General features: G+C 30.4%; 23 protein-coding genes and 1 other annotated feature. Of the genes, 2 read left to right on the top strand and 21 right to left on the bottom strand.

Features of this window, described 5'->3' with window-relative positions:
- Window positions 1–198: 198 nt before the first annotated feature.
- Window positions 199–402: a binding site (T-box leader), on the bottom strand.
- 45 nt (window positions 403–447) lie between these two features.
- The 4 genes from ispF to RT714_RS13550 all read right to left on the bottom strand — a co-directional run bounded on the left by ispF (window position 448) and on the right by RT714_RS13550 (window position 3,443).
- Window positions 448–918, bottom strand: coding sequence for a 2-C-methyl-D-erythritol 2,4-cyclodiphosphate synthase (ispF, locus tag RT714_RS13565; RefSeq protein WP_313758342.1), 471 nt, complete (start codon window positions 916–918; stop codon window positions 448–450).
- Window positions 919–935: 17 nt separating this feature from the next.
- A complete protein-coding gene (gene ispD / locus RT714_RS13560) occupies window positions 936–1,676 on the bottom strand; it encodes a 2-C-methyl-D-erythritol 4-phosphate cytidylyltransferase (protein WP_313758341.1) in 741 nt (246 codons plus the stop codon).
- A gap of 91 nt (window positions 1,677–1,767) precedes the next feature.
- Entirely contained in the window at window positions 1,768–2,862 is a 1,095-nt protein-coding gene (locus tag RT714_RS13555; RefSeq protein ID WP_313758340.1) for a PIN/TRAM domain-containing protein, read from the bottom strand.
- 74 nt (window positions 2,863–2,936) lie between these two features.
- Window positions 2,937–3,443, bottom strand: a complete 507-nt coding sequence (locus tag RT714_RS13550; RefSeq protein ID WP_313758338.1) for a CarD family transcriptional regulator — start codon at window positions 3,441–3,443, stop codon at window positions 2,937–2,939.
- Between the two features lie 243 nt (window positions 3,444–3,686).
- Here RT714_RS13550 and RT714_RS13545 point away from each other — a divergent pair, with 243 nt between their 5' ends.
- On the top strand, window positions 3,687–4,103 hold the full coding sequence (locus RT714_RS13545) for a DUF1573 domain-containing protein (RefSeq protein WP_313758336.1): 417 nt from the start codon (window positions 3,687–3,689) through the stop codon (window positions 4,101–4,103).
- A 76-nt stretch (window positions 4,104–4,179) separates the two neighbouring features.
- Here the strand turns inward: RT714_RS13545 and radA are convergent, their stop codons facing one another.
- The 6 genes from radA to fusA form a co-directional block, all read right to left on the bottom strand.
- Window positions 4,180–5,556 carry a DNA repair protein RadA gene (gene radA / locus RT714_RS13540; RefSeq protein ID WP_313758335.1) on the bottom strand — a complete coding sequence of 459 codons (1,377 nt, stop codon included), beginning with the start codon at window positions 5,554–5,556 and terminating at the stop codon, window positions 4,180–4,182.
- 42 nt (window positions 5,557–5,598) lie between these two features.
- On the bottom strand, window positions 5,599–8,025 hold the full coding sequence (locus RT714_RS13535; protein WP_313758334.1) for an ATP-dependent Clp protease ATP-binding subunit: 2,427 nt from the start codon (window positions 8,023–8,025) through the stop codon (window positions 5,599–5,601).
- Window positions 8,026–8,030: 5 nt separating this feature from the next.
- A complete protein-coding gene (locus tag RT714_RS13530) occupies window positions 8,031–9,056 on the bottom strand; it encodes a protein arginine kinase (RefSeq protein ID WP_313758333.1) in 1,026 nt (341 codons plus the stop codon).
- A 5-nt stretch (window positions 9,057–9,061) separates the two neighbouring features.
- On the bottom strand, window positions 9,062–9,574 hold the full coding sequence (locus tag RT714_RS13525) for a UvrB/UvrC motif-containing protein (RefSeq protein ID WP_313758332.1): 513 nt from the start codon (window positions 9,572–9,574) through the stop codon (window positions 9,062–9,064).
- An 11-nt stretch (window positions 9,575–9,585) separates the two neighbouring features.
- Window positions 9,586–10,047: a CtsR family transcriptional regulator gene (locus RT714_RS13520; RefSeq protein WP_313758331.1), complete on the bottom strand. Its 462-nt coding sequence runs from the start codon at window positions 10,045–10,047 to the stop codon at window positions 9,586–9,588.
- Window positions 10,048–10,183: 136 nt separating this feature from the next.
- On the bottom strand, window positions 10,184–12,247 hold the full coding sequence (gene fusA / locus RT714_RS13515) for an elongation factor G (RefSeq protein WP_313758329.1): 2,064 nt from the start codon (window positions 12,245–12,247) through the stop codon (window positions 10,184–10,186).
- 236 nt (window positions 12,248–12,483) lie between these two features.
- On the opposite strand from fusA, the gene hisC reads away from it, so the two are divergent.
- Window positions 12,484–13,563, top strand: coding sequence for a histidinol-phosphate transaminase (gene hisC, locus RT714_RS13510; RefSeq protein WP_313758328.1), 1,080 nt, complete (start codon window positions 12,484–12,486; stop codon window positions 13,561–13,563).
- 73 nt (window positions 13,564–13,636) lie between these two features.
- Here hisC and RT714_RS13505 read toward each other — a convergent pair whose 3' ends face one another.
- The 11 genes from RT714_RS13505 to RT714_RS13455 form a co-directional block, all read right to left on the bottom strand.
- Window positions 13,637–14,800 (bottom strand): AI-2E family transporter, encoded by a 1,164-nt coding sequence (locus RT714_RS13505; RefSeq protein ID WP_313758327.1) that lies wholly within the window; start codon window positions 14,798–14,800, stop codon window positions 13,637–13,639.
- Window positions 14,801–14,903: 103 nt separating this feature from the next.
- Complete coding sequence (gene dapG, locus RT714_RS13500; protein ID WP_313758325.1) at window positions 14,904–16,118, bottom strand: aspartate kinase; 1,215 nt, start codon at window positions 16,116–16,118, stop codon at window positions 14,904–14,906.
- 163 nt (window positions 16,119–16,281) lie between these two features.
- Window positions 16,282–16,680 (bottom strand): nucleoside-diphosphate kinase, encoded by a 399-nt coding sequence (ndk, locus tag RT714_RS13495; protein ID WP_313758323.1) that lies wholly within the window; start codon window positions 16,678–16,680, stop codon window positions 16,282–16,284.
- Window positions 16,681–16,816: 136 nt separating this feature from the next.
- A complete protein-coding gene (locus RT714_RS13490) occupies window positions 16,817–17,428 on the bottom strand; it encodes a DNA-3-methyladenine glycosylase (protein ID WP_313758322.1) in 612 nt (203 codons plus the stop codon).
- Between the two features lie 60 nt (window positions 17,429–17,488).
- Window positions 17,489–17,857, bottom strand: coding sequence for a DUF2500 domain-containing protein (locus tag RT714_RS13485; RefSeq protein ID WP_313758321.1), 369 nt, complete (start codon window positions 17,855–17,857; stop codon window positions 17,489–17,491).
- Window positions 17,858–17,958: 101 nt separating this feature from the next.
- On the bottom strand, window positions 17,959–20,037 hold the full coding sequence (locus RT714_RS13480) for a methyl-accepting chemotaxis protein (protein WP_313758320.1): 2,079 nt from the start codon (window positions 20,035–20,037) through the stop codon (window positions 17,959–17,961).
- 69 nt (window positions 20,038–20,106) lie between these two features.
- On the bottom strand, window positions 20,107–21,282 hold the full coding sequence (locus RT714_RS13475) for an SAM-dependent methyltransferase (RefSeq protein ID WP_313758318.1): 1,176 nt from the start codon (window positions 21,280–21,282) through the stop codon (window positions 20,107–20,109).
- Between the two features lie 214 nt (window positions 21,283–21,496).
- On the bottom strand, window positions 21,497–23,575 hold the full coding sequence (locus RT714_RS13470) for a methyl-accepting chemotaxis protein (protein WP_313758316.1): 2,079 nt from the start codon (window positions 23,573–23,575) through the stop codon (window positions 21,497–21,499).
- A gap of 148 nt (window positions 23,576–23,723) precedes the next feature.
- Window positions 23,724–24,446 carry an NAD-dependent protein deacylase gene (locus RT714_RS13465; RefSeq protein ID WP_313758315.1) on the bottom strand — a complete coding sequence of 241 codons (723 nt, stop codon included), beginning with the start codon at window positions 24,444–24,446 and terminating at the stop codon, window positions 23,724–23,726.
- Window positions 24,447–24,470: 24 nt separating this feature from the next.
- Window positions 24,471–25,079, bottom strand: a complete 609-nt coding sequence (locus tag RT714_RS13460; protein WP_313758314.1) for a histidine phosphatase family protein — start codon at window positions 25,077–25,079, stop codon at window positions 24,471–24,473.
- 36 nt (window positions 25,080–25,115) lie between these two features.
- Window positions 25,116–25,484: a zinc ribbon domain-containing protein gene (locus RT714_RS13455; protein ID WP_313758313.1), complete on the bottom strand. Its 369-nt coding sequence runs from the start codon at window positions 25,482–25,484 to the stop codon at window positions 25,116–25,118.
- Between the last annotated feature and the right edge of the window lie 13 nt (window positions 25,485–25,497).

Genomic DNA, 25,497 nt, shown 5'->3' with positions numbered 1-25,497 from the left:
TCGTATAGATTTGGTGCTCGTTGCGTTTGACCTACTAAAGCTCACTTCGTTCGCTAAGTTAGGTCATAAGCAGTCTCGAAACTCAAATCTATTTACTCGCTACGGTCGTATAGATTTGGTGCTCGTTCGTTTGACCTATCATCAATTTGCAAGAAACGCAAATCGGGTTAGATCATAAAAAAACCTTTCATCTCTTGCTCTAGAGACGAAAGGTTGAATTCCGCGGTACCACTCTAATAAACCTAGTAAAGGTTCACTCAATAGTTATAACGCACAACCGTTTAAGCTTTATGGCTTAAAAACTCAAGGATAGGTTCAATATTAGGAAGGACAGAAGTCTTCCACCCTTTGACCTCCTCTCTAGGACCTGTAATATTTACTATTTCCCATCTTTGTCTATATAATATATCCACATTATACTAATAGTATTATATTATGTCAATTATTTTATTTTTCAAGTAAACAAACACTATATGATGAAATACCCTCTTCTCTCCCTACAAAACCTAGCCATTCTGTTGTGGTAGCTTTTATATTTATATTATCTGTAGATGTATGTAAGGTTTCTGCAATTTTAACCCTCATATCTTCTATATAAGGAGCTAATTTAGGTTTTTGGGCAACAATAGTAGCATCAATATTACCTATATCGTAACCTTTATCATTCATTAATTTAAATACTTGGGATAAAAGATAAACACTAGAAATATCCTTATACTTATTATCTGTATCTGGAAAATGCTTTCCAATATCACCTAAAGCCAATGCCCCTAATATGCTATCCATTATGGCATGAATAAGAACATCTGCATCAGAATGCCCTAGTAGTCCTTTTTCAAAAGGAATTTCTACTCCGCCTATAATCAATTTTCTTTCCTCTATCAGTTGATGAACATCATAACCAAATCCTATTCTCATATTATCACCTATCTATATTATCTACTTTGAAGAATAAACTCTCTCCTTCTGAAAATTATATCCTTATCCTTAAACAAAGATTCCGCAAGAATTATATCTTTAGGAGTAGTAATTTTAATATTTTCGTAAGATCCCATAATCATCTTAACATCATAGCCTATTCTCTCAACTATAGAACTATCATCTGTCCCAATAAATCCATTAGATATGGCTCTTTCATATCCTTTAATAAGTATATGTTTTAAAAAACATTGAGGTGTCTGAGCAGCCCAAAGCAAAGCCCTCTGCGGAGTATTATCTATAGTTTTATTTTCTCCTACTACTTTAATTGTATCTGTTACTGGAACTCCTATTACACAAGCACCATAGGCAGTGGTACCCTTTATGCCATCTTCAATATTTTCTATATTTACAAAAGGTCTTGCCCCATCATGGGTTAAAACTATATCAGTTTTTTCACTCAAGGCCAATATTCCATTATATATAGAATCTTGTCGTTCTTTCCCGCCCCTAATTATATTAGCCACCTTATTAAATTTGTATCTTTTAACGATTTCTTTTCTACAATACTCAATTTCTTCCTCTTTAGCTACTAAGATTATTTCATCGATGTATCTGCATCTCTCAAATTTTTCTATTGTATGAGCAAGTATAGGTTTTCCATCTATAGCTATAAATTGTTTATTGATTTTACTTCCCATTCTGTTGCTCATTCCTGCTGCAGCAATAATAACAGATACATAGTAGTTTTCATACATCCTATTCACCTCTCAGAATATTATAACATAGTATATTAAAACAATAAACAGTATTTATTATGTCCAAAAAGAAAAAAGACCCATCTGGGTCCTAAACTGCTTTATCTACCATTGATTTCGGTTTAGCAAATATCATCCTTCCAGCAGATGTTTGGAGAACTGATGTTACTACTACGTCTATAGTTTCCCCAATAAACTTTCTTCCACTTTCTACAACAATCATAGTACCATCATCTAAATATGCAAGACCTTGATTTAATTCTTTTCCATCTCTTACTACCTGAACCAACATTTCTTCACCTGGAAGTACTACTGGTTTTACTGCATTAGCAAGTTCATTTATATTTAATACATATATCCCTTGCACCTCTGCAACTTTATTTAAGTTATAATCATTAGTTATTATTTTTCCTTTAAGTAGCTGAGTTAATTTTAGCAATTTTGAGTCAACTTCTTGAACATCATCAAATTTTTTATCATTTATTATCACTTCAATATCTAACTCTTTTTGTATCTTATTCAAGATATCGAGTCCTCTTCTTCCTCTATTCCTTTTTAAAGAATCTGAAGAATCTGCAATATGTTGTAACTCTTCCAATACAAACTCTGGAATAATAAGAGGCCCTTCAATAAATCCAGTCTTACAAATATCAGCTATTCTACCATCAATTATAACAGATGTATCTAATATCTTTGGACATGAACGATTTTGGGATTTCATCCTGTCTTTGGGACTTCTTCTTATATTTCCTAATGTTGAAGATATGTCATCCCTTTTTCTATGGGGAATAGTCAATCCTAAATATCCGAATATGCTATAAAGCATAATTGATGCTATAACTCCAACATATGGTATACCAGAGCTATTAAGTGGCTGGGATAATAAAAATGCTATTAGTAATCCTACAATAAGTCCAACAGAAGATATAGTAATATCATATACAGAAAATTTTTCCAACTCATTCTCAATTAACTTTACTAACCTTCTACCTCTCTCAATTATTCTTGATGATAAAGTAAAAAATATAATTCCAAATAAAATCGAAGTACCTAGATGTACTATTAAATTAAGCCATCCTCCTCTAGACATTTGAATAATCTCTAGATTGATAAATAGAGTTAAAATACTATATCCCATCAACGCTCCTATTAATCCAATGACTCCTTTTAAAATTTTATCAATCATCAATTCACCTCCTAGTTTAATATAATTATTACCACTTTTTCATAAAAATAAACCCTATATTCATATTTATCAAATTAAATTTCTTTAGTTTCTATTTCTTCTTCGCATTTTATTGCATCCAATACTAATTCCTCAATTTTATCAATATCAGAATCAGCAACTAAAACCATTTCAGATAGCAGCATCTGCTTTGCGGAACCTAACATTTTTCTTTCTCCTGTAGATAATCCCTTTTCCATATCCATCATTAGAAGATTCCGAACAACAGCTGCAATTTCAAATATATCTCCAGATTTTATCTTATCCATATTTATTCTATATCTTCTATTCCAATTTTGCGGCATGGCAGTTTTGGTGCCCTTCAATATTGAGATTACTTTATCTAAATCCGATGTATTTATTATTTCTCTTACACCTACTTCTTCAATATTATCTACAGGAACCATTACCTTCATATCTCCAATAGGCATTCTCATAATAAAATATTTTCTTTTTTCTCCTAAAATTTCTTTCTCTTCTATGCCTTCAATAACTCCAGCACCATGCATAGGATATACTACTTTATCTCCAATATTAAACATCTGAATACCTCCTATCTACCTTTCTATTTTATTATACATTAAAATGCTGGAATTGTAAAGTTTATATTTTATCATAGACACATTTCAATTGTCAATCCCCTTTTAATTGTATTTTCAAAAATCATTATGTAATTATTAATCTAATAAATCTTTATGAATAATTAATAGAAATATTTGACAACTGCTTGTCTTCATAAGTATAATTGAACTATAGCAAATAATCTTTTGACGGGAGTGGAGAATATGAATGACAATATTATAAATTCAGATATGAATTCAACATGTAAAAATTTTCAAGAACAAGTTTCTAAGGTTCTTATTAGGCATAAAAGTATATTAGATATGATGACAAAATTAGATGAGTATAACGCTCGAATTAATAGGGCTGTTGCAAAATCTGTAACTTCTTGTGGATGCATTTCTATTAATGCAACTAAGCAAGACTACAGTAAAGAAACTTTTGAAGAAATGCTAGATTCTACTAAGACTCATGTTGAAGGTAATATTTGTGATGGTTGTAAAGAAGTTCTTAATGAAGAAATAGGCTCCTATCTCTTTTATCTAGCTGCTTTATGTAATTCTTTAGATTTGAATATGGATGAAATATTAAAAAAGGAATATAATACTATTAAAACTCTTGGTGTATTTAGTTTGAAATAGAATAGACTGTGCCATTTTTGAGCTTTAAATTATAGAAAATAGGCTAGAATTAATTCTAGCCTATTTTTCTATATCTTTAATCAAAAACATCTTTAATCACATCTCTTAAAGTTTCTAGTTCTACAATTTTAAGATTTGATGTTTTTATTCCTTTTCCACTATTAGGAGCTACATATACTCTTTTAAATCCCATTCTATCTAGTTCTCTAAGTCTTGCTTCCAAAGATGGAACTCTTTTTAATTCTCCAGTTAATCCAACATCTGATATAAATACAGTATCATTTAATATACCTTTATATTTTACTGAAGATATAATGCTCATAAGTACTGCTAAGTTTGAGGCTTGTTCCTTTAACTTTATTCCTCCAGTAGTTTTTATAACCACATTTTTATCATAAAACCTTATTCCACCCCTTTGTTCTATTATGGATACCAAAGTATTTAACTGTTCTCTTTTCAAACATTCTCCTATCCTTGAAGGATATGGCGTAAAAGATTCAGAAACTAAAGATTCTATTTCCAAAATAATCGGTCTTGTTCCTTCTCTAACCACAGTTATTGCTGACCCTGGCATTATACTATTTCCTTCTCTGGCTGTCATAAAATATTCAGAGGGATTATCTATAGAAATCATTCCCTTATCAGTTATATAAAAAAATCCCATTTCTCCTGTAGAGCCATATCTATTTTTTGTAGTAAGCAATGTTCTTAATTCTTCACCACTTTCACCTTCTATAATAAGTACAGCATCAACTAAATGCTCTAGCGCTCTCACTCCAGCAATTTCATCTTCTTTCGTCATCTGTCCTATTAAAATAACAGCTCTAGGTCTGTCTTGATTTTTAGCTATCTTAACTAAAGCATTTGCGCACTCCATAGTTTGGGTTGGTGAACCTGCCCTAGAGCTAGAAAATTCTCCAAGAACAAAGGTTTGAATACTATCTATAATAATCAAATCCGGATCAATCTCTTCTATACTATCTAGAACATTATCCATACTATTATCAGACATTACCCAGACATTGGAATCAATCTTATTTATAATTCTATCTGCTCTATTCTTTATCTGGGATTCACTTTCTTCTCCTGATGCATATAGAACCTTGTAGTCCATCTTAGCTAAATCATTTGCTACCTGTAAAAGTAAGGTGGATTTTCCAGCTCCTGGTTTTGCAGAAAGTATTGTTATAGAATCCTTAACTATTCCACCTCCCATTACTCTATTAAATTCATTTATATTTGTTATTATTCTATCACTATTGGTAGCCACTATATCTTGTAATCTTCTAATAGGCCTTTTTTCTAAACCTCTGCCAGAGTTAAGAACTCCTTTTTTTTCATCAATTATAGTTTCTTTTAAACTTCCCCAAGAATTACATTCTGGACATCTTCCTAAATGTCCAATACTCCGATATCCACAATTTTCACATATATACATAGTTTTTTTCTTCATTTTTTCCCCCAGAATATTGGGGAATGATATATTAATCATTCCCTATCTTTTAAATGTTAATTTATCATTTTCATAATCGATGATTATATCATCGTCCTTAGACACATTACCTTTTAATATCTCTTCTGCGAGCTGATCTTCTATCATTCTTCTTATAGTTCTTTCAAGGGGTCTTGCTCCGTATACAGGATCAAATCCTTTGCTAGCTATATGGGATTGTGTATTCTTTGACACTTGTATTTTAACCCCAATTTTTAAAAGGCGTTTCTCTAAATCTTTTATCATAATTTCTACAATTTCCTTCACATGTTCTTCCTCTAAGCTGTGAAAAACTATAATTTCATCTAGTCTATTTAAGAATTCAGGTCTAAAAGTTCTCTTTAAATCTTCAGTTATGGTTTCTTTCATCTTTTCATATTCTTCCTTATTCTCTTCTTTGCCTATAGAGAATCCTAGTACATTTTGCTTCCTAATAGATGTAGCGCCAACATTTGAAGTCATTATAATAACTGTATTTTTAAAATCAACAGTTTTTCCTTTGGAATCTGTAAGTCTACCATCATCTAATATTTGCAAAAGCATATTAAATACATCTGGATGTGCCTTCTCAATTTCATCAAATAAAACTACTGCATAGGGTTTTCTTCTTACAGCTTCTGTCAGCTGTCCACCTTCATCATATCCAACGTATCCTGGAGGAGAACCTACTAACCTAGAAACAGAATGTTTCTCCATATACTCTGACATATCTATCCTTATCATAGCATCTTCATCACCAAATAAAGCTTCTGCTAAAGCCTTTGCTAAATAAGTTTTACCTACACCTGTAGGCCCTACAAATATAAAACTTCCAACTGGTTTTTTAGGATCTTTAAGTCCAACCCTCGACCTTCTTACTGCACTAGATATAGCGTTCACTGCTTGTTCTTGTCCAATAACCTTTTCATGTAATATCTCCTCTAGATTTAATAATCTTTCAGACTCTTCTGTGGTCATTTTTGTAACTGGTATTCCTGTCCAGTTAGATACCACTTTAGCTATTTCCTCATAATTAACTACCATATTTGAGGTTTGCTTCTCCTGTTCCCATCTTGCCTTATTATTCTCCAGTTCTTCTTTTACTTGCCTTTCCACATCTCTTATTTTTGCTGCTTTTTCATAGTTTTGAGTATTTATTGCTTCTTCTTTTTCTTGAGATAATTCCTCAAGTCTTTCTTCTAATTTCTTTAAATCATCTGGTGCAACATAAGAATTTATCCTAATCATCGAAGCAGCTTCATCTATTAAATCAATAGCCTTATCAGGTAAAAACCTGTCAGTTATATACCTGCTTGATAATTCTGCAGCAGTTTTTATAGCTTCGTCTGTTATTTTTACTCTATGATGAGCTTCATATCTATCTCTTAAACCTTCTAATATCTTTATAGTATCTTCTACACTAGGTTCTTCTACCATAATAGTTTGTAATCTTCTCTCTAAGGCAGAATCTTTTTCAATATATTTTCTATATTCATCTATAGTTGTTGCACCTACTATTTGTAATTCACCACGGGCCAATACTGGTTTCAGTATATTTGAAGCATCTATTGCACCTTCAGCAGCTCCAGCACCTACTATTGTATGCAATTCATCTATGAAGAGTATTACATCTCCTGCTTCTTTTAGTTCCTGCATCACAGATTTTAATCTCTCTTCAAATTCACCCCTATATTTTGCCCCTGCTATCATTCCTGGTAAATCCAATGTAACAACTCTTTTATTCTTTATAATCTCTGGTACTTGCCCTTCAATTATCTTTTGAGCAAGACCTTCTGCAATAGCAGTTTTTCCCACACCTGGTTCACCAATTAATACTGGATTATTTTTAGTCCTTCTACTTAAGACCTGAATTACTCTTTCTATTTCCTTCATTCTACCAATTACAGGATCAATTTTTCCAGAGGCTGCTAGTTTATTTAAATCAGTACTATATTTAGCTAAATTAGGAGTGTTTTGACTGCTACTTTCTACATTTTGTCCTTGTTTTGGTCCTACATCTGTTACCATACTAAGAATTAATTCTCCAAGTTTATTTATATCTACTCCTAACTTTTTCAATACAACAATTGCAACTCCTTCGCCTTCAGCTAATAATCCAAGTAACAAATGCTCTGTACCAACATAATTATGTCCTAAATTTCTTGCTTCAATAAATCCTAACTCAAATATTCTTTTAGTTCTAGGCGTAAATCCTAAAATATCTGCACCATATTGACCTTCTCCGATGGCTGAAATAACTTCTTCCCTAACTTTATCCAACGTAACACCAGATTGTAATAGTGCTTTTGCAGCCACTCCTTCTCCTTCTGACACTAGCCCTAATAATAAATGTTCTGTTCCTACATAGTTATGTTTCAGACCCTTGGCTTCTTCCTGAGACAAGAGTATTGCCTTTTGTGCTTTTTCAGTAAATCTTCCAAACATAGCCATATTTACTACCCCTCCATATTAATCAAATTATTTCTTATTATTTGTGCTCTATACATATCTCTTTCATCTTGTAGCATATCTCTCTGAAAATTCGTCTGTATACTAGCTGGTTGTATATCTATCATTAGCCTCACAATATCTTTTGGTTTTATATCTTTTATTATTCCCATATCAGAACCTAATTTAACATTAGATAAATGAAGCATTGCCTCTTTAGATGTTATAAGTCTACTATAACTTAAAATTCCAAAAGACCTAAATATCTTATCTTCAATTTGAATCTTCTTCTTATCTAAAAGAAATTCCCTAGTACTTCTTTCTCTTTCAACTATTTGGTATATGACTTTATTTAATTTTTTAATTATATCTTCTTCTTTTTCTCCTAATGTAGTTTGATTAGATATCTGAAATAAATGACCTAAAGCTTTAGAGCCTTCACCGTAAAGCCCCCTCGCAGTTAAACCAATTTTCCCTAACCCGTCTATTATAGCATTTAAGTGGCCTGTAATAGATAAAGCTGGAAGATGAACCATTACAGATGCTCTAAGCCCAGTACCTACATTAGTAGGACAGGATGTTAAATATCCAAATCTATCATGAAAGGCATATTCAATCTTTTCTTCTAAATTATCATCTATAGTCGAAGAAATTTTCCACCCTTCTTCTATATTTAACCCTGGTAATAATACTTGTATTCTTATATGATCCTCCTCATTTATCATTATAGTGGCCTTTTCATCATCTCTCAAAAGGAAGCTCCCATTACTCGTACTTTGTGCAAGATTAGGACTTATTAGATGTTCTTCAACAAATACTTCCTTTTCTAATTCAGATAAATCCTTAATCCTATAAAATTTATATATATCTTCTCTACCCTTCATAGCATTTAAGATTTCTTCTGTAACAAACTCTGATTCGTCCATAGTCATAAAATCTGGGAATTTATAATTAGTCATATTTCTGGCAATTCTTAGTCTTGTACTAACCACTACATCTTCATCATTCCCTATACCATCTAACCATTTAATCAAGTTTATCACCTCTCATAACTATCAGTCTTGCTTTTTAATTTTTTTATTTCATCCCTTAGAAATGCAGCCCTCTCAAAATCTTCTTTAACTATTGACTCCTCTAATTGGACTTTTAAAGACTCAATTGCCTTTTTTTGTATAGCTCTATTACTTGCTTTAGTGGGAATCTTTCCTCCATGTTCATTATGCCCATGTATTCCCTTTAACAAGGAGTCTACATCCTCTCTAAATGTTTCATAACACTTTGCACAACCAAATCTACCTATTTCCATAAACTTTTTATAAGTTAAACCACATTCTGGACAAACAATATTTTTTACTTCTTCTTTTCCTTCTTGTATAGAGCCTATAAGTCCTGTAAAAATCTTTTGAAAAGAAAAAGGAAAATCAAAATCAAAATCTAAATCATTATTCTTTTTAGCACAAGAATCACATAGATGTGTTTCCTCAACACTACCATTTACTATCTTAGTAAAATGAATAGTTGCATTATTTTTTTGACAAGTTTGACATAACAAAATAACACCCCCTATTTAACAAGAATCAACAAAATATTTTTTAAAATATCTGCTCTTAATTCATTTCGTGTAGTTGCATTTTCTTTACTTAAAGCCCTATCTCCTATTGCAGCATTAATAATATCCCTTTCTCTACTACTAATAAAATCTTCTTCCAACAACCCATCAATTATATGATATGCTTTATTTTTCGTAATTGATTCACCAATAGTATCTAATATAATAGTATTGATATCTTCATTCTCATCTATTCCTACTTTTATAATCTTAATATACCCACCACCACCTCTTCTACTCTCAATATAATATCCTTTATAGGGAGTAAATCTAGTGGTCAATACATAATTTATCTGTGAAGGTGCACAATCAAATTTTTCTGCTAATTCATTCCTCTGAATTTCTATAGTCCTATCTTCAGCCATGTCTATCATAGACTTAATAAAACGCTCTATAGTATTGCTTATTCCAGGCATTTAAATCCTCCTTTGACTTTGACTTTCTTTGCCCTTTCTCTTATTATATTATATCTATATTTTATATTGTTTACAATATATTTATAAATAATTTATGCTAAAAGGTCCAGCCAAATTTGGCTGGACCTTTTTTTACTTATTCTTTTTCAGCTTTTGCTTCTGCTATAATTTTTTCCGCAATATTAGAAGGAACTTCTTCATATCTAGCAAATTCCATTGTAAAACTTCCTCTTGCTTGAGTCATAGCTCTTAAATCTATTGCATATTCAAACATCTCAGAATGTGGTGCTTCCGCACTAACCTTTTGTGTACCATCATCCTGCTGTTCCATTCCTAATATCCTACCTCTTCGTTTATTCATATCTCCCATAACATCGCCCATATAATCCTCAGGTATTGATATTTCATACTTCATTATAGGCTCAAGTAGTATTGGCTTTGCTGCATCCATACCTTTTTTAAATGCCAATGATGCTGCAATTTTAAATGCCATTTCATTAGAATCTACTGGATGATAAGAACCATCGAATAAAATTGCCTTCATATTAACTACTGGATATCCTGCTAAAACTCCATGCTCAAGAGAATCTACAAGTCCCTTTTCTACTGCTGGGAAATAGTTTCTTGGCACTGCACCACCAAATACTTCCTCTGCAAATACAAATTTCTCTTCACATGGCTCAAATCTTATATGAACATCTCCATATTGCCCTGCACCGCCCGATTGTTTTTTATGTTTTCCTTGTACAGAAGCTGTTCCTTTAATTGTTTCCCTATAAGCAATCTTTGGATTGGTTAAATTAACTTCTACTCCAAAGGTGTTTTTCAATTTATCAACTATAACTGTTAGCTGCATATTTCCTTGTCCACCGATTAAAAGTTGTTTTGTTTCTGCATTTCTTTGAACGATAAAAGTTGGATCCTCATCTGTCAATTTTTGTAAAGATACTCCTATCTTTTCCTCGTCACCCTTAGCCTTTGGTTCCACAGCCAAGAATAATGTTGGTTGAGGATATTTAATTTCTTCGTAAAGTATTGAATTATTTTTTGAACATAAAGTATCACCTGTTCTAGTAAAGTTAAGTTTTGCAGTAGCCCCAATATCCCCAGCTTGGATTTCTGAAACTTCAATTTGATTTTTACCCCTAAGAACAAATAATCCTCCTAATTTCTCTACCTTATCCTTTGTAGAATTGTATAATTCCATATCTTTAGTTATTTTCCCTGATACTACTTTAAACAATGTCAATTTGCCTACAAATGGGTCTATAATAGTTTTAAATACTACCCCTGAAAATGGTTCGTTGACATCTACTTTTCTTTCTATTTCCTTATCTTCGTTTATTCCTTTAACTATTTCAATTTCTTTTGGAGAAGGAATATATCTTTCTATAATTTCTAATAAGAAATCACAGCCTATAGCTTTTTCTGCTGAACCTACTATCAAAGGTACTAAATCTCCATTTATAACTGCTGTTTTTAGTCCTTTAGCTATTTCCTCTTGAGTAAACTCTTCTCCCTCAAAATACTTTTCCATTAAGGCTTCATCTGTTTCTGCTACTTTTTCCATTAAGCCTTCCTTTATAGATTCTATCTCGTCTTTTTGTTCTCCTGTCATCTCTACTTCTTTTCTTTCAATTCCATTATATTCATAGGCTTTTTCATCTATTACAGATACAAAGCCTTTAAAACCATTAGATACACCAATAGGTAAAGTAAAAGGCACAATTTTATCACCAAATGTTTCTTTCAAATTAGATAATAAACTTTCAAAATTAACCTCTTCTTTATCCATTTTATTAAGGAATATAATCCTTGGCGTTATATATTTTTCTAAATTCTTCCACGCCTTCTCTGTACCTACTTCGATACCAGAAGAAGCATCAACTAGTAATATAGAGCCTTCCGATGCTCTTTTTGCACCATACATTTCACCAATAAAATCGAAATATCCTGGTGTGTCTAATAAATTGAATTTTGTGTCTTTCCATTCCACAGGGATAACAGTTGTACCAATAGATACTTTACGTGCGATTTCTTCTTTATCGAAATCTGATACAGTATTTCCATCATCTACTCTTCCCTGTCTTTTTGTTACGCCTGTTGCAAATAGTACTGCTTCAGTTAAAGTTGTTTTCCCGCTACTACTATGTCCTAGTAAAGCTACATTCCTGATTTTATCAGCTGAATATGTTTTCATTATACATTTCCCCCTTAACCAGCATATTTATTTAAAAGATTTTATTGAAAATCTTCATAACCTATTTTACACATTTCACAAAATTTTTAGTAAATTATTATTAAAAAAAATCGGAATATTAATTACCCCTTTGATTATATCATAAGGTATATTATTATCATAGTCTTTTTTTATTGTTAAGCTATTGTTACAATTAATATACTGATGTCTTTATAACAAGAAAGGGGTTGTTTATATTGTCAATTGATTTTAGGAATGAGATAAGGAATTTAGAGCCATACAAACCTGGAAAACCTATTAAAGATGTAAAAAGAGAATATAATCTTTATAAGGTTATAAAACTTGCATCTAATGAAAATCCTTTAGGTTGCTCGCCAAAAGTTAAAGAGGCTATAATCAATACTTTAAATGAATTGGCTATTTATCCAGATGGAAATTCTACAGAATTAAAAGAAACCTTAGCTTCTGCCCTTGGAATAGATGTTAATGAAGTTTTACCAAGTGGTGGTTCTGATGAAATGATTGACCTAATAGCAAAAACATATATTGATAAAGATGATGAAATAATAAAGGCTGATATTACATTTCCAAGATACATACAAACTGCAGAAATGATGGGTGGAACTCCAATTATAGTTCCATTAAAAAAATTCACATTTGATTTAGATGGAATCTTAGGAAAAATTACAAATAAGACCAAAATCATCTGGATATGTAACCCAAATAATCCAACAGGTACTATGATTACAGAAAAAGAATTCATAGACTTCCTTAGTAATGTTCCTTCTAATATTTTAGTCATATCTGATGAAGCTTATAGAGAGTATGTTACTAGAGATGATTATCCTTTTAATACTATAGAATTATCAAAAAAATATCCTAATCTTTTAGTTATGAGAACCTTTTCCAAAGCCTATGGATTAGCTGGCATTAGAGTAGCCTATACTGTTGGAAATAAAGATATTTTAGAAAATATAAATAAAGTTAGAGGACCTTTTAATGTAAATATATTAGCACAAGCTGCGGCAATAGCAGCTATAAAAGATACTGAGTTCCTAAAAAAAAGTTATGAAGCTAATCTAGAAGGTAAAAACTATATTTGTAAGGAATTTGATAAACTAGAATTTTATTACCCACCATCAGAAACAAATCATGTATTTGTTAATGTAGGTAAAAATGGGCAAGAAGTATTTTTAGAGTTACAAAAAAGAGGAGTTATTATAAGACCTATGACAGGAAATTTTATAAGGGTTTCCATAGGAACCATGGAAGAAAATGCTTTATTTATTGAAAAATTAAAAGAAGTATTATTCTAAGAGTAATTAAATTTTAACTTATATATTAAAAAATATTAAAAATCAGGTGAGAAAAAATTCTCACCTGATTTACTTATATATATTTATCAGTTTCACATGGCAGTCCTTTTTTCTTTAATCTGTCTTCAACAATTTCTTTAATAATAGAATATATAAATACAAATAAAGGTACTCCAATAATCATTCCTAATAATCCAAATAGTTTTCCCGTAATTAACAAAGAAAACAAAATCCAAAATGCAGAAATTCCTAAAGAATCTCCTAATATTTTTGGTCCTATAATATTTCCATCTATTTGTTGAATTACAAGTACTATTACTAAGAACCAAAATGCTTTAACAGGTGATATAAATAATATAATAATTGCTGAAGGTATAGCACCAATAAATGGTCCAAAGAATGGAATTATATTAGTTATACCAATTATAAAAGATATTAAAATTGTATAAGGCATTTTAGCCATAGTTACAACAACAAAGGTTAAAATACCAATAATAAAAGAGTCCAATATCTTCCCTATTAGAAATTTCCCAAATATATTATTCCCTCTATTCACTAACTCTATTAATCTATTTGCTCTTACCTCAGAAAACAAAGCTCTTGTCACTTTTTTACTTAATGCCATAACCTTCTCTTTATCCGTTAGTAAATAAATAGATATAATAAGTCCAAGAACTATATTCCATATACTTGATAGTATATTTTTAACCGTATTACCTAATATAGGTATAAGGTCTGTTGCAAATTTTATTATACTCTCCCTATACTGAGTCCATTTCTCTACTATAAAATTATAATATTCTTCCTGTATCTCATACTTACTATTAAAGTCATTAACCAAAACAGTAATTTTGCTTACGTAATATGGAATATCATTTACTAGTCCCATTATACTTGATAAAACTTGAGGAAATATAAACTTCAAAAAACTATAAATTAGTAATACTACTGTTGCATAGGTTAAAATCAATCCAATTAATCGTTTAATTTTTGGTTTTAAATCATTAAAAATTTTAAAATTTAATAAATTTTCTTCATAAAATTTTAAAATAAAATTAAAAAGATATGCCATAGTAAATCCAATTATAAAGGGCATAAATATCGATATTGCTTTTCCTACCTTAATTTGAAACAAATTTATCTCTGATGCAATCAAATAAAAAATAATACTAGCACAAATTACAAAAAATGAATAAATGGATATAGTCGTATATTTAGAATTCCAATTAATCTTCAAAGCTTTACCTCCATAACTATTATTTTACTTCATTTTATAACCAATTCATTATATTTACAAGAAAAATATATAGAACGGTTATTAACCGTTCTATATTACTTCATTACTTCCCTAATTCAAAATAATTGTGTAATGCATTAACTGCTTTATTTGTATATTGACTTTCTATTAAACAAGAAATTGTAGTATGAGAGTCTGATGTCTGTAATATCTCTATATTTTCCTTAGATAGTGCTGAAACAGCCTTAGCCATTACTCCTGGTATACCCCTCATTCTATTCCCAATAATTGTAACCTTAGTACAATCATGTATTAAACTATATTCACAATTTAATTCCTTCAACACCTTTTCCAGTAATATATCTTGTTTTTCATCTATGATAAAAAATATTTGCTCAGGATATATATTTATCATATCAATACTAACTCCTGCCTTGGCTATATTATCAAATAATAATTCATTACTTTCAAAATTAGACTTAAAAGGCGTTATCTTAACTTGAGTTCTATTATTTATATGTGCAACTGATGTAATCAGTTTCATATCTTCCTCTATATAAGACCTGGTTCTATGATAATTAGTAATTAGTGTACCATTATAGTCTGAATTTGTATTTCTAATAACTATAGGTATATTAGATCTCATAGCTATTTCTACTGCTCTAGGATGCAATACCTTAGCACCGTATTCTGCCATTTGAAATACCTCATTATAAAATATAGTATCCATTACCCTTGCATCTGGTACTATTTTAGGATCTGCAGTCATTACTCCATCTACATCTGTATATATCTCTACTAACTCAGCATTTAAAGCTTCACCTATAATAGATGCCGTTACATCAGATCCACCTCTTCCTAGTGTAGTAATATCTCCATTTTCCGTCATCCCTTGAAATCCAGTAATTACAGGAATTACCCCTTCTTCTAAACTTTTGAGAATATTTTCAGGACTTACCTTTAATATCTTTGCATCTAAAAAATTATCATCTGTTATAATTCCTGCTTGACCTCCAGTAAATACAGCTGCCTTATGTCCTCTTGCTTTTAAAGTATTCGCCATAACCGTTGCAGATATAATTTCTCCACAGGACATTAAGATATCCAATTCTCTAGGGTTAGGTTCTATTCCCGTAGATTTAATAAGATTTATCAATGTATCTGTTGCATATGGATCTCCCATTCTTCCAATAGCAGAAACTACTACAACAGGATCTAAGTTTTTATCTATTGCTGCTTCAATTTTATCTATAGCTAAATTTCTTCGCTCATCATTCATTACAGAAGTTCCACCAAATTTTTGAATAATTATCTTCATTATATTCATCTCCATTAAATTTCTATAGTATAATTATATCTTTATTCATATATCATGACTTTTGCCACTATCTATTATAAATTATATTTAGTATAATGTGAACTTTTTTATTGAATGATGGAATATTTATTATGTATATTAAAAAACAACCCCAAAGGCTGTTTTAATCAAACCACAAATTTAATTCTCTTTTTGCACTTACAATTGAATCTGAGCCATGTATTATATTTTGAGTAATAGAATTAGCAAAATCTCCCCTTATGGTGCCTGGCATGGCTGCCTTAGGATCTTTGTCACCTATCATAATCCTCATGACATCTATAGCTGATTGCCCCTCTATTTCCATAGCCATAACGGATTCTTCTGAAATATAGTTAATTAGCTCTTCAAAAAATGGCTTTCCTTTATGATCAGTATAATGTTCTTCTATTAATTCTCTACTTGGTTTAAACATCCTTGCCCTTGTTATTTTATAACCTTTTCTTTCAATTCTTCCTATTATTTCCCCTATAAGCCCTCTTTTCACCCCATCAGGTTTAATCATAATAAAAGTTTTCTCCACAAGATCACCCCTGTTTATTTTATCTTTTAACGCTTTAAATATGTTAAGTATTTTACCCATACTTTTAGTAATTAAAACTAAAGTGGTAGAATCCACTACTTTAGTTTTATAAAAGAAAAAAGCAGAACTTTCTGTCCTACTTTTTTGATACAAAAGGATTGTCTTTAATATAAAATCTTAGCAAATAATCTTTTGCCATTTCCGCATAATCTATATTAATTCTTTTACTTCTTACAATATGGTCTAATGATAACTTAGGCGCAGTCTCTATCCAAATTCTTGAATCGGTGACTACATCAGCCCCATAGAGTTCTTTAGTAATACCATATGCCATAATAAATTTTGCTGGTCCATTTGTTAGGTTGATAATCTCTTTTCTTGTTGGATTATCACAGATTCTTTTATATCTATTCACATACATTTTTTCTATACCTTCTATTGGCTCTATTGCTCTAATTAATACTGCCCCATGAACTCCCTTTTTTTCAGCCACAATATTAAAACATAGATACATACCATATATTGTATAGATATAAATATGTCCTCCTACTTCATCTATTATTCTTGTCCTTTCAGTTAGCCCTTTATTGAAATGAGCTCCATCATCCTTTGCATTTATATAGGCTTCTGTTTCAACTATCTTTCCCTTGTATATATTTTCTCCATCTTTATATACTAAAATCTTTCCAAGTAAATCTCTTGCAACTATTATAGTATTTCGTTCATAAAACTCTCTAGTCAATCTCATGAAAACATCCTTTCAAAACTATGGTGTCTTATCTTTTCCATCTTTACATTACTTAATGTATTATTGTTCAAATTCTACCCTTTCAAAACCATGGTATCTCGTTCCTTGAAATGTAAGTTTTCCAATGTCTCCTTCTGCCAACATTCCATACTCTTTTCCTGAAATATGGAATTCCATTCTATCTCCAGATTCAACTTCAAAAGTAACATAATAAGATGTACTGGTAGATGAATGATTTTCATGGTGATGTCTTGAAGTATTAGTTCTTTTAGTAACCACTTTAGCTGCTACAGTTAATACTGGCTGTTTATTATTTGAATTCCATTCCTTAATTCCTCTTATAATAGTAAATATAATCATGCCAAAAATAAATATAAAAAATAATGGAAAAATAGCATCCATAAATGAAAACATATGGAATCCATACATAAAATCCCCCCCTAGTTTTTCTTTATTATATCATATTACCATAAGGAAAAAAATCGCGAAAAAAAACCAAGTCAATAATTCACTGACTTGATCTTTTGAAATTACAGTTTAAATCGATTCACTAATCCATTTAACTTTTCTATAGTTTTAGCTAAATTATCTGTATTGTTAGATATGGTCTCCATTGTTGCAGCCTGTTCTTCCATAGAAGCTGACAATTCTTCTGTAGATGCTGCTGTTTCTTCTGTTACAGAAGATATACTTTGTATAGCCAATATGGCATCTTCCTTATCTTTATTTACTATTTCAAGCCTTCCATCTAATTGTTCTATAGCTCCTATTGATATTAGTATTGCCCTATATATCTCTTCAAATCCATTTTTAACCTGTTCTAAAGTTTTGTTAGCATCATCCAATGCTCCCTCTGATTCAACCATACTTCCTTTAGTAGCTTCTACTTCAATTTGAATAGTATTTAATATATCTTCTATATTTTTAGTAGCATGTCCAGTTTGCTCTGATAATTTTCTTATTTCTTCTGCTACAACAGCAAACCCTCTACCTGCTTCACCGGCTCTAGCTGCCTCTATAGCAGCATTTAATGCTAATAAATTAGTTTGTTCAGAAATATCCATTATAGTATTTAATATTCCTCCAATAGACTGTGACATTTCTGATAAAGAGTCAACATTTTTTGCAACTATTCTAGTAGCTTCATTTGTTATAGTAAATTTCTCCACCATATTATTCATGGCTTTTGAGCCGTCCTCATTTATCTTCTGAGCCTTAATAGAACTTTCAACTACTAACTCTCCATCTTCTACTGCTGCCTTTATCTCATTAGCCAATCTATATAATTTTTCTGAGCCAGTTTCTGCATCTTCAGCTTGTCCCATAGAAGCTTGCGCCAATTCATCTACAGTTTTTGCCATATCATTTATAGATTGGGTAGTTTCATTTGTAGCTGTGGTCAAACTAGTAGTGTTTTCTACAATATTTAAAGTAGTTTCTTCAATTTCACTTATAATCTTTCTCATTTCATTTCTTAAAGTTGCTGCTGCCTTAAATATAGCTCCTACTTCATCTTGCCTATTGTCAAGAGATTTTATTTCCTTCGTTTCTTCAGAATGAGTTAAATCTAAATTAGATGTTTTACTTAATATCTCAGATACCAATTTTATTGGTTCAGAAATTCTTCTTCCTGCAATTAAAGCCATCATTGTTGCTAATACTGCCGCTATAATTATAATTCCAAAGTTTATATAGATAGCCCTATACATATCTTTCAACACTTCTCTATTTGGTACAGTTAAAGCTATGACCTTGCCATCATTTAATTTTGAAAAAACCATAATTTTCTTTTCTCCACCAAAATCAGTATCTACTATTCCCGCATCATTTTCTTCCATTTTTTCAACAATATATTCATATCTTCCATCATCTATAGTCCTCATATTATTTGTTCTATCTAGACTAGGATGAATTATATAATCATAGTTTTTATTGAGTATAAAAGCATATCCAGTATCATAAAGCTTTATCTCTTCAACTCCTTTTATTAAGTCTTTTACCCGTAAATCTATTCCTATTACACCAAGAGTTTCATTATCAATAATAATAGGTGCAGAATAAGTCATTACGTTAAAGTTCGCATTATTGAATCTAGGATCACTCCATACCCCAACACCTGATTTTATAGCATCATAATAAAATGAAACTGATGGGTCGTCTTCTTTTTTACCCTTTATCTCCACTGGTAAAGATTGCATTAAAGTTCCATTATCATCTAATTTAATCCAAATACCTTCTGTCCTATCAGTATATTTAGGATCTAAGGCTATGTATATTCCAGCACATTTCCGAGTTTCTTTAGTTATTGCCTTAACTATGGGTTTTAAAACCGCTTCACTATAATTATCTAAATACCCAGTTTCTTTTAATCTTGTCATATCAATAGATCCACTGACCATTTTATATACATTATTTAATGTTCCCTCAAATAGAACTAAATCTTCATTAAATTTTCCAGAGTATATTTTCGCTGTATTAAGAAGTTTTTCTTTACTCTCTTTCTCAATTACTCTTATACTATTAAACATACTGGTTATTCCAATTAATAATGACATTGTTATAGAACAAACTAAGACTATTAATATAATTCTTGTACTAATTTTTTTCAATTTTTTCCCCCTCTTTTCTAAATTTTGCCTATTAAATAAAATATATCATAGCGAATATATAGTTGTTCTTTAATTTAATTTTGCAATTATTTTTTCACCCAATTCTTTCTCAATATATAAATCTTTTAACCCCCAAAATTTTTTGAATTCAATATATTTATTTATTGACTCTTTATTATTCTTATTATTAGTTTTTACAGCCCTTATTAATATATTTTTAGGCGTATGCTCCATATCTATGAATTCTAATAGTTGTACCTGATATCCTAAAATTTCTAATATATTGGCTCTAAGACTATCTGTTACTAAAGATGCTAGCTTTTCCTTTATTATTCCATGGCTTAACATTGGTTCTAATACTGGATTCTTGATTTTATCATAGAATTCATGTTGACAACAAGGCACTGAAAGAATTGCCTCTGCCTCCCAGTTTATAGCTTTCACCAATGCTGCATCAGTAGCAATATCACAAGCATGAAGGGTAACTACCATATTCACCTTATTTAATCCTTCATAATCCTTTATATCTCCATGTATAAATTTTAGTCTATCATAATTTAAATCTAATGCCACTTCATTACAAAATTCAATTACCTCTTGTTTTAAATCAAGACCTATTATATTTACATCTAAACCTAAAATATTTACCAGATAATAATATAGTGCAAAAGTTAAATAAGACTTCCCACATCCAAAGTCTACAATATTTAATGTCTTGTCTTTATTTATTCTTTGAATGACATCAGATACCATCTCTAGAAATCTATTTATCTGTTTAAATTTATCATATTTTTTAGAAACTACTTTGCCATTTTCATTCATTACACCAAGTCTTATGAGAAAATCAACAGGCTCTCCATCTTCAATTATATATGACTTTTTTCTATTATGTGAAAAATCCAATTGTTTCTTTGTAGGTTTCTTTTTTAAAATAGCAGCCTCACCTTTTTTATTTATTAATATTTGATAATCTGCTTTATTTGTAAAAATCATACCCTGTTTAAATTTATGGGTTAAAAGTTTTTCTATCTCATCAATAGAATCCAAAGGTTCAAGGTTTTTATGTAATACTTTGTTTCTATATTCATAGACAAATTGTAATCTCATCCCTTTTTGTATAAGTACTGGTTTAATAATTACTTTGCTAAAATCATCTTCATCTTTTATTGTTAAATTGCTAAGTACTCCATATGTGATTTGGTTATCCAAAATAATTCTATTTAATAAATCCAAAACTTCATTCATCAAAAATCTCCTTATATTAATTATCAACTACTATTCTAAACTTTTTAATTTTCCTATATATTCTGCTACTTCTATATCTCTAATATACTTTGTACATATTATAGCACAGAAAATGCTATAATAATATCAAATCTTTTCTCATATTAAATGTAATATAGTCATCATAAAATAAAAACTGAATCAATGAAATAACACATTGATTCAGTTTTTATCATTATAATTTAAATCTACTAACTAATTCATTCAACTTTTCTATAGTTTTAGCTAAATTATCTGTATTGTTGGATATAGTTTCCATTGTTGCAGCCTGCTCTTCCATAGAAGCTGATAGTTCTTCTGTGGAAGCTGCTGTTTCTTCTGTTACAGAAGATATACTTTGAATAGCTAATATAGCATCTTCTTTTTCACCATCAACCATTTCCAACCTTTCATCTAATTGTTTTATAGCATCTATAGATGCCAATATAGATTTATATATTTCATCAAAGTTATTCTTAACTTGTACTAAAGTATTATCTGCATCAATTAAAGCCTTTTCTGACTCATCCATGCTTCCTCTTGTAGTTTGAACTTCATATTGAATAGCATTTAGTATCTCTTCTATACTCTTAGTTGCATCTCCTGTTTGCTCAGATAGTTTTCTTATTTCCTCAGCTACCACTGCAAACCCTCTACCCGCTTCGCCAGCTCTAGCTGCTTCTATAGCCGCATTTAAAGCTAATAAATTGGTTTGCTCCGAAATATTTATTATAGTATTTAGTATACTGACAATAGATTTCGACTTTTCCGACAAGGAATTGATGTTTTCAGCAACTATTTGAGTAGTTTTATTTGTGGTATTAAATTTTTCCACCATGCTTTCCATTGCCTGTGAGCCTTCCTCATTTATTTTCTGGGCTCTAGTTGAGTTTTCCACTACTATTTCACCGTTTTCTACTGCATCCTTTATTTCATTAGCCAGTCTATATAATCTTTCTGAGCCTATTTCTGCATCTTCAGCTTGTCCCATAGCAGCTTGCGCCAATTCTTCTACAGTTTTTGCCATATCATTTATAGATTGGGTAGTTTCATTTGTAGCTGTGGTCAAACTAGTAGTGTTTTCTATAATATCAGTCATAGTTATCTCTATTGCTTTTATAATTTTTCCCATTTCTTCTCTCACAACTTTAGTTGCTCTAAACATGGCCCCTACTTCATCATTTCTATTGATAAGATTCTTTATTTCTTTATTTTCTTCAATATGAGTTAAATCTAACTTTGATGTTCTATCTAGGATTTCAGTAGTCATTGCTATTGGATTAGAAATTCGTTTTCCTAAAACTAAGGATAAGATAGCTGCCATTATAGCAGATATAATAATAACTCCTAAAATTATATAGATGGTCATATACATATTTTTTAACACTTCAGCCTTTGGTACAGTTAAAACTATGACCTTACCATCTTGTAACTTTGAAAATATCATAATTTTCCTTTGTCCAGAAAAATTATGATTTACTATACCAATATCATTACTTTCTATTTCATCAGCTACATAACTATATTCCCCATCATTTATATTTCTTAAATTATTGCTATTATCAAATTCAGGATGAATTAAAAAGTCATAATCTTTATTAAGAAGAAAGGCATAACCTGTATCATATAATTTTATATTTTCTATATTGCTTACTACCGCTTCTACATTTAAGTCAATGCCTATTGCACCAATAGGTATATTATCAACAATAACTGGTCTTGAATATGTAATTACATTTAAGTTAGCATTGCTAATATACATATCACTCCATATTCCTTTACCTAGTTTTATACAATCAAAATACCAAGCAAATTTTGGATTACTTTCATCCTTACTAGTAAATCCAGTAGGCAATGCTTTATTTATATTCCCATTATCATCGAGAGAAGCCCATATTCCTTCTGTTCTTCCAGTATACTTAGAATCAAATGCTACAAATATACCAAGAGAATCCTTAGCATCTTTAGTCATTCTACTTATCATTGGATCTAAAAAGTTGTCACTATAATTAGAAAGATATCCTTCCTCATATAATCTTTTTGTATCAATGGTAGCATCAATATTTTGATATATAGCCTCTCCTACAGTTTCATAAAAATCTAGACTTTCATTATAGTCTCTCGCATAAAGCTGTGTCCTATAATTAATAGCGGATTTAACTTCTTCCTCTATTACATATTTACTTCTAAAAATACTAGTAATTCCTACTAACAAAGACATTACTATAGAGCAAATTAATACAGTTAATACAATTCTTGTGCTAATTTTCTTCAATTTTGTCCCTTCTTTCTTACTATTTTGTATAATTTTATGTAAATCTGTCTTTATTTTCTATCGGCATCTTTTTACAATTGTTTAGTTTTATCTACTTAGAAATAGATTAAAGTCCTTTATTAATCAAGGACTCTAATCCATTTCTTCTTTATAAAATACTATTTAACACTTCTCCTATGCTGTTATTGAAAGTTAGTAAAGCCCTTCCATCATATTGAGTTTCTGATTTATTAATTAAAATTAACTTATTGCCTCTATAATATTCAACCAAACTTGCAGCTGGATATACCATTAAAGATGTTCCTCCTACAATTAACACATCAGCTTTTTGGACATATTCTATAGCCTTATGTAATACATCCATATCTAAACTCTCCTCATAGAGTACTACATCTGGTTTTACAATTCCACCACATTCATCACATATTGGAATTTCTTCATTTTCTAATATATAGTCAAGGGCAAAAAACTTACTACATCTTATACAATAATTTCTATGTACTGAACCATGGAGTTCTAGTACATTCTTTGACTTTGCCATTTGATGGAGTCCATCAATATTTTGTGTAATTATAGCTTTAAGCTTTCCTCTCCTCTCCAGTTCTCTTAATGCAATATGAGCTAGATTTGGCTTTGCTTCTGTATAAATCATCTTCGCTTTATAGAATTCAAAAAAATCTTTAGTATCTCTTTTATAGCAAGTATGACTTAGCATATATTCCGGAGGATATTTATAGTTCTTTGATGTAGTATAAAGCCCTGCTGCAGACCTAAAGTCGGGTATATTACTTTCAGTAGATACTCCAGCTCCTCCAAAAAATACTATATTGTCACTACCATCTATGATTGATTTTAATTTTTCTATAGTCATATTATCAACTCCTATATAAAAATATTATTCTTGCAAATGAGAAGTGTCCGTTTCTAATATAAGGTTAATATTGCCATTTACTACTTCTGCTATAGTTAATGAATTGTTTTCTATAAAAATGGAACTCCATAACTCTTCCAGTGGATATCTTTTAATAATTGAATAAATTGCTTTAATTACAACTCCATGGGATACTATCAAAACATTTTCCCCAACATTTTTATCTATTATTTGATCTAATGTATTTTTTATCCTATTAAATAACTCATCAAAACTTTCCCCTTCCACTGGCTTATATAAATGAGGTTTATTCCAAAAATTAAAATACTCCGTTGGATATAGCGCTTGTATTTCCCTGCTTTCCATTCCTTCCCATTTCCCAAATCCCATTTCTTTCAAAGAATCTAATGTAATTATCTTGGTATTTTTATCTCCCCTAATATACTTGGCTGTATTTAATGCTCTTCCTTGAGGACTAGAATAAATACAATCAAAATCAATATCTTTCAATCTATCCCCCAATTTTTTAGCATCTCTAATACCTTTTTCAGTCAAGTTAGAATTCTTCCATCCTTGGAGCCTTCCTTCCTTATTCCATTGAGTTTCTCCATGTCTAGTTATATATATCTTCAAACTCAACCCTCCATTTTATCTTGTCCAATAAACTTTCTAAAGTTTTCTTCCACATTTAGGACAATATTCAAAATCTTCATCAATAGAACAATTGCAATTTGGACAGACTTGTTCTTTATGGTAATTTATATTTATAGGATGTAAATCAGATTCTTTAATGCTTGTCTTCTCTCCCCTCTCAATAGCCTGTCCTAAATTATTATCTATTATATATATACTACCACAACAAGTACTTCTTACATAATATTTCTTATTCCATCTGAAAATAGGAATAAAAAATAAGCTAAAATATGTATAAGTCATAAACACTTCTAACCGTCCATAAGAACTACAGCTTGGGCATATAATAGTCTGTACAAAGTCAATATCTTTTTCCTTTGTGGATATTCCAAATACAAAAAACATTTTCTCCCTCCAG

The organism is Tissierella sp., from assembly GCF_032104385.1.
Classification (GTDB): domain Bacteria; phylum Bacillota; class Clostridia; order Tissierellales; family Tissierellaceae; genus Tissierella.
Note: the sequence above shows the minus strand (reverse complement) of the source record. Positions and strands in the feature narration are given on the sequence as shown.

Coding starts and splice junctions, on each gene's coding strand:
- RT714_RS13550 (WP_313758338.1), bottom strand. CDS start 3,443: ATGTTTAATATTGGAGATAAAGTAGTATATCCTATGCATGGTGCTGGA.
- fusA (WP_313758329.1), bottom strand. CDS start 12,247: ATGAAAACATATTCAGCTGATAAAATCAGGAATGTAGCTTTACTAGGA.
- dapG (WP_313758325.1), bottom strand. CDS start 16,118: ATGAAGATAATTATTCAAAAATTTGGTGGAACTTCTGTAATGAATGAT.
- radA (WP_313758335.1), bottom strand. CDS start 5,556: ATGAAGAAAAAAACTATGTATATATGTGAAAATTGTGGATATCGGAGT.
- RT714_RS13485 (WP_313758321.1), bottom strand. CDS start 17,857: ATGTATGGATTCCATATGTTTTCATTTATGGATGCTATTTTTCCATTA.
- RT714_RS13545 (WP_313758336.1), top strand. CDS start 3,687: ATGAATGACAATATTATAAATTCAGATATGAATTCAACATGTAAAAAT.
- RT714_RS13520 (WP_313758331.1), bottom strand. CDS start 10,047: ATGCCTGGAATAAGCAATACTATAGAGCGTTTTATTAAGTCTATGATA.
- RT714_RS13535 (WP_313758334.1), bottom strand. CDS start 8,025: ATGGCTATGTTTGGAAGATTTACTGAAAAAGCACAAAAGGCAATACTC.
- RT714_RS13465 (WP_313758315.1), bottom strand. CDS start 24,446: ATGACTATAGAAAAATTAAAATCAATCATAGATGGTAGTGACAATATA.
- ispD (WP_313758341.1), bottom strand. CDS start 1,676: ATGTATGAAAACTACTATGTATCTGTTATTATTGCTGCAGCAGGAATG.
- ispF (WP_313758342.1), bottom strand. CDS start 918: ATGAGAATAGGATTTGGTTATGATGTTCATCAACTGATAGAGGAAAGA.
- RT714_RS13490 (WP_313758322.1), bottom strand. CDS start 17,428: ATGAGATTGACTAGAGAGTTTTATGAACGAAATACTATAATAGTTGCA.
- RT714_RS13455 (WP_313758313.1), bottom strand. CDS start 25,484: ATGTTTTTTGTATTTGGAATATCCACAAAGGAAAAAGATATTGACTTT.
- RT714_RS13475 (WP_313758318.1), bottom strand. CDS start 21,282: ATGAATGAAGTTTTGGATTTATTAAATAGAATTATTTTGGATAACCAA.
- RT714_RS13555 (WP_313758340.1), bottom strand. CDS start 2,862: ATGATTGATAAAATTTTAAAAGGAGTCATTGGATTAATAGGAGCGTTG.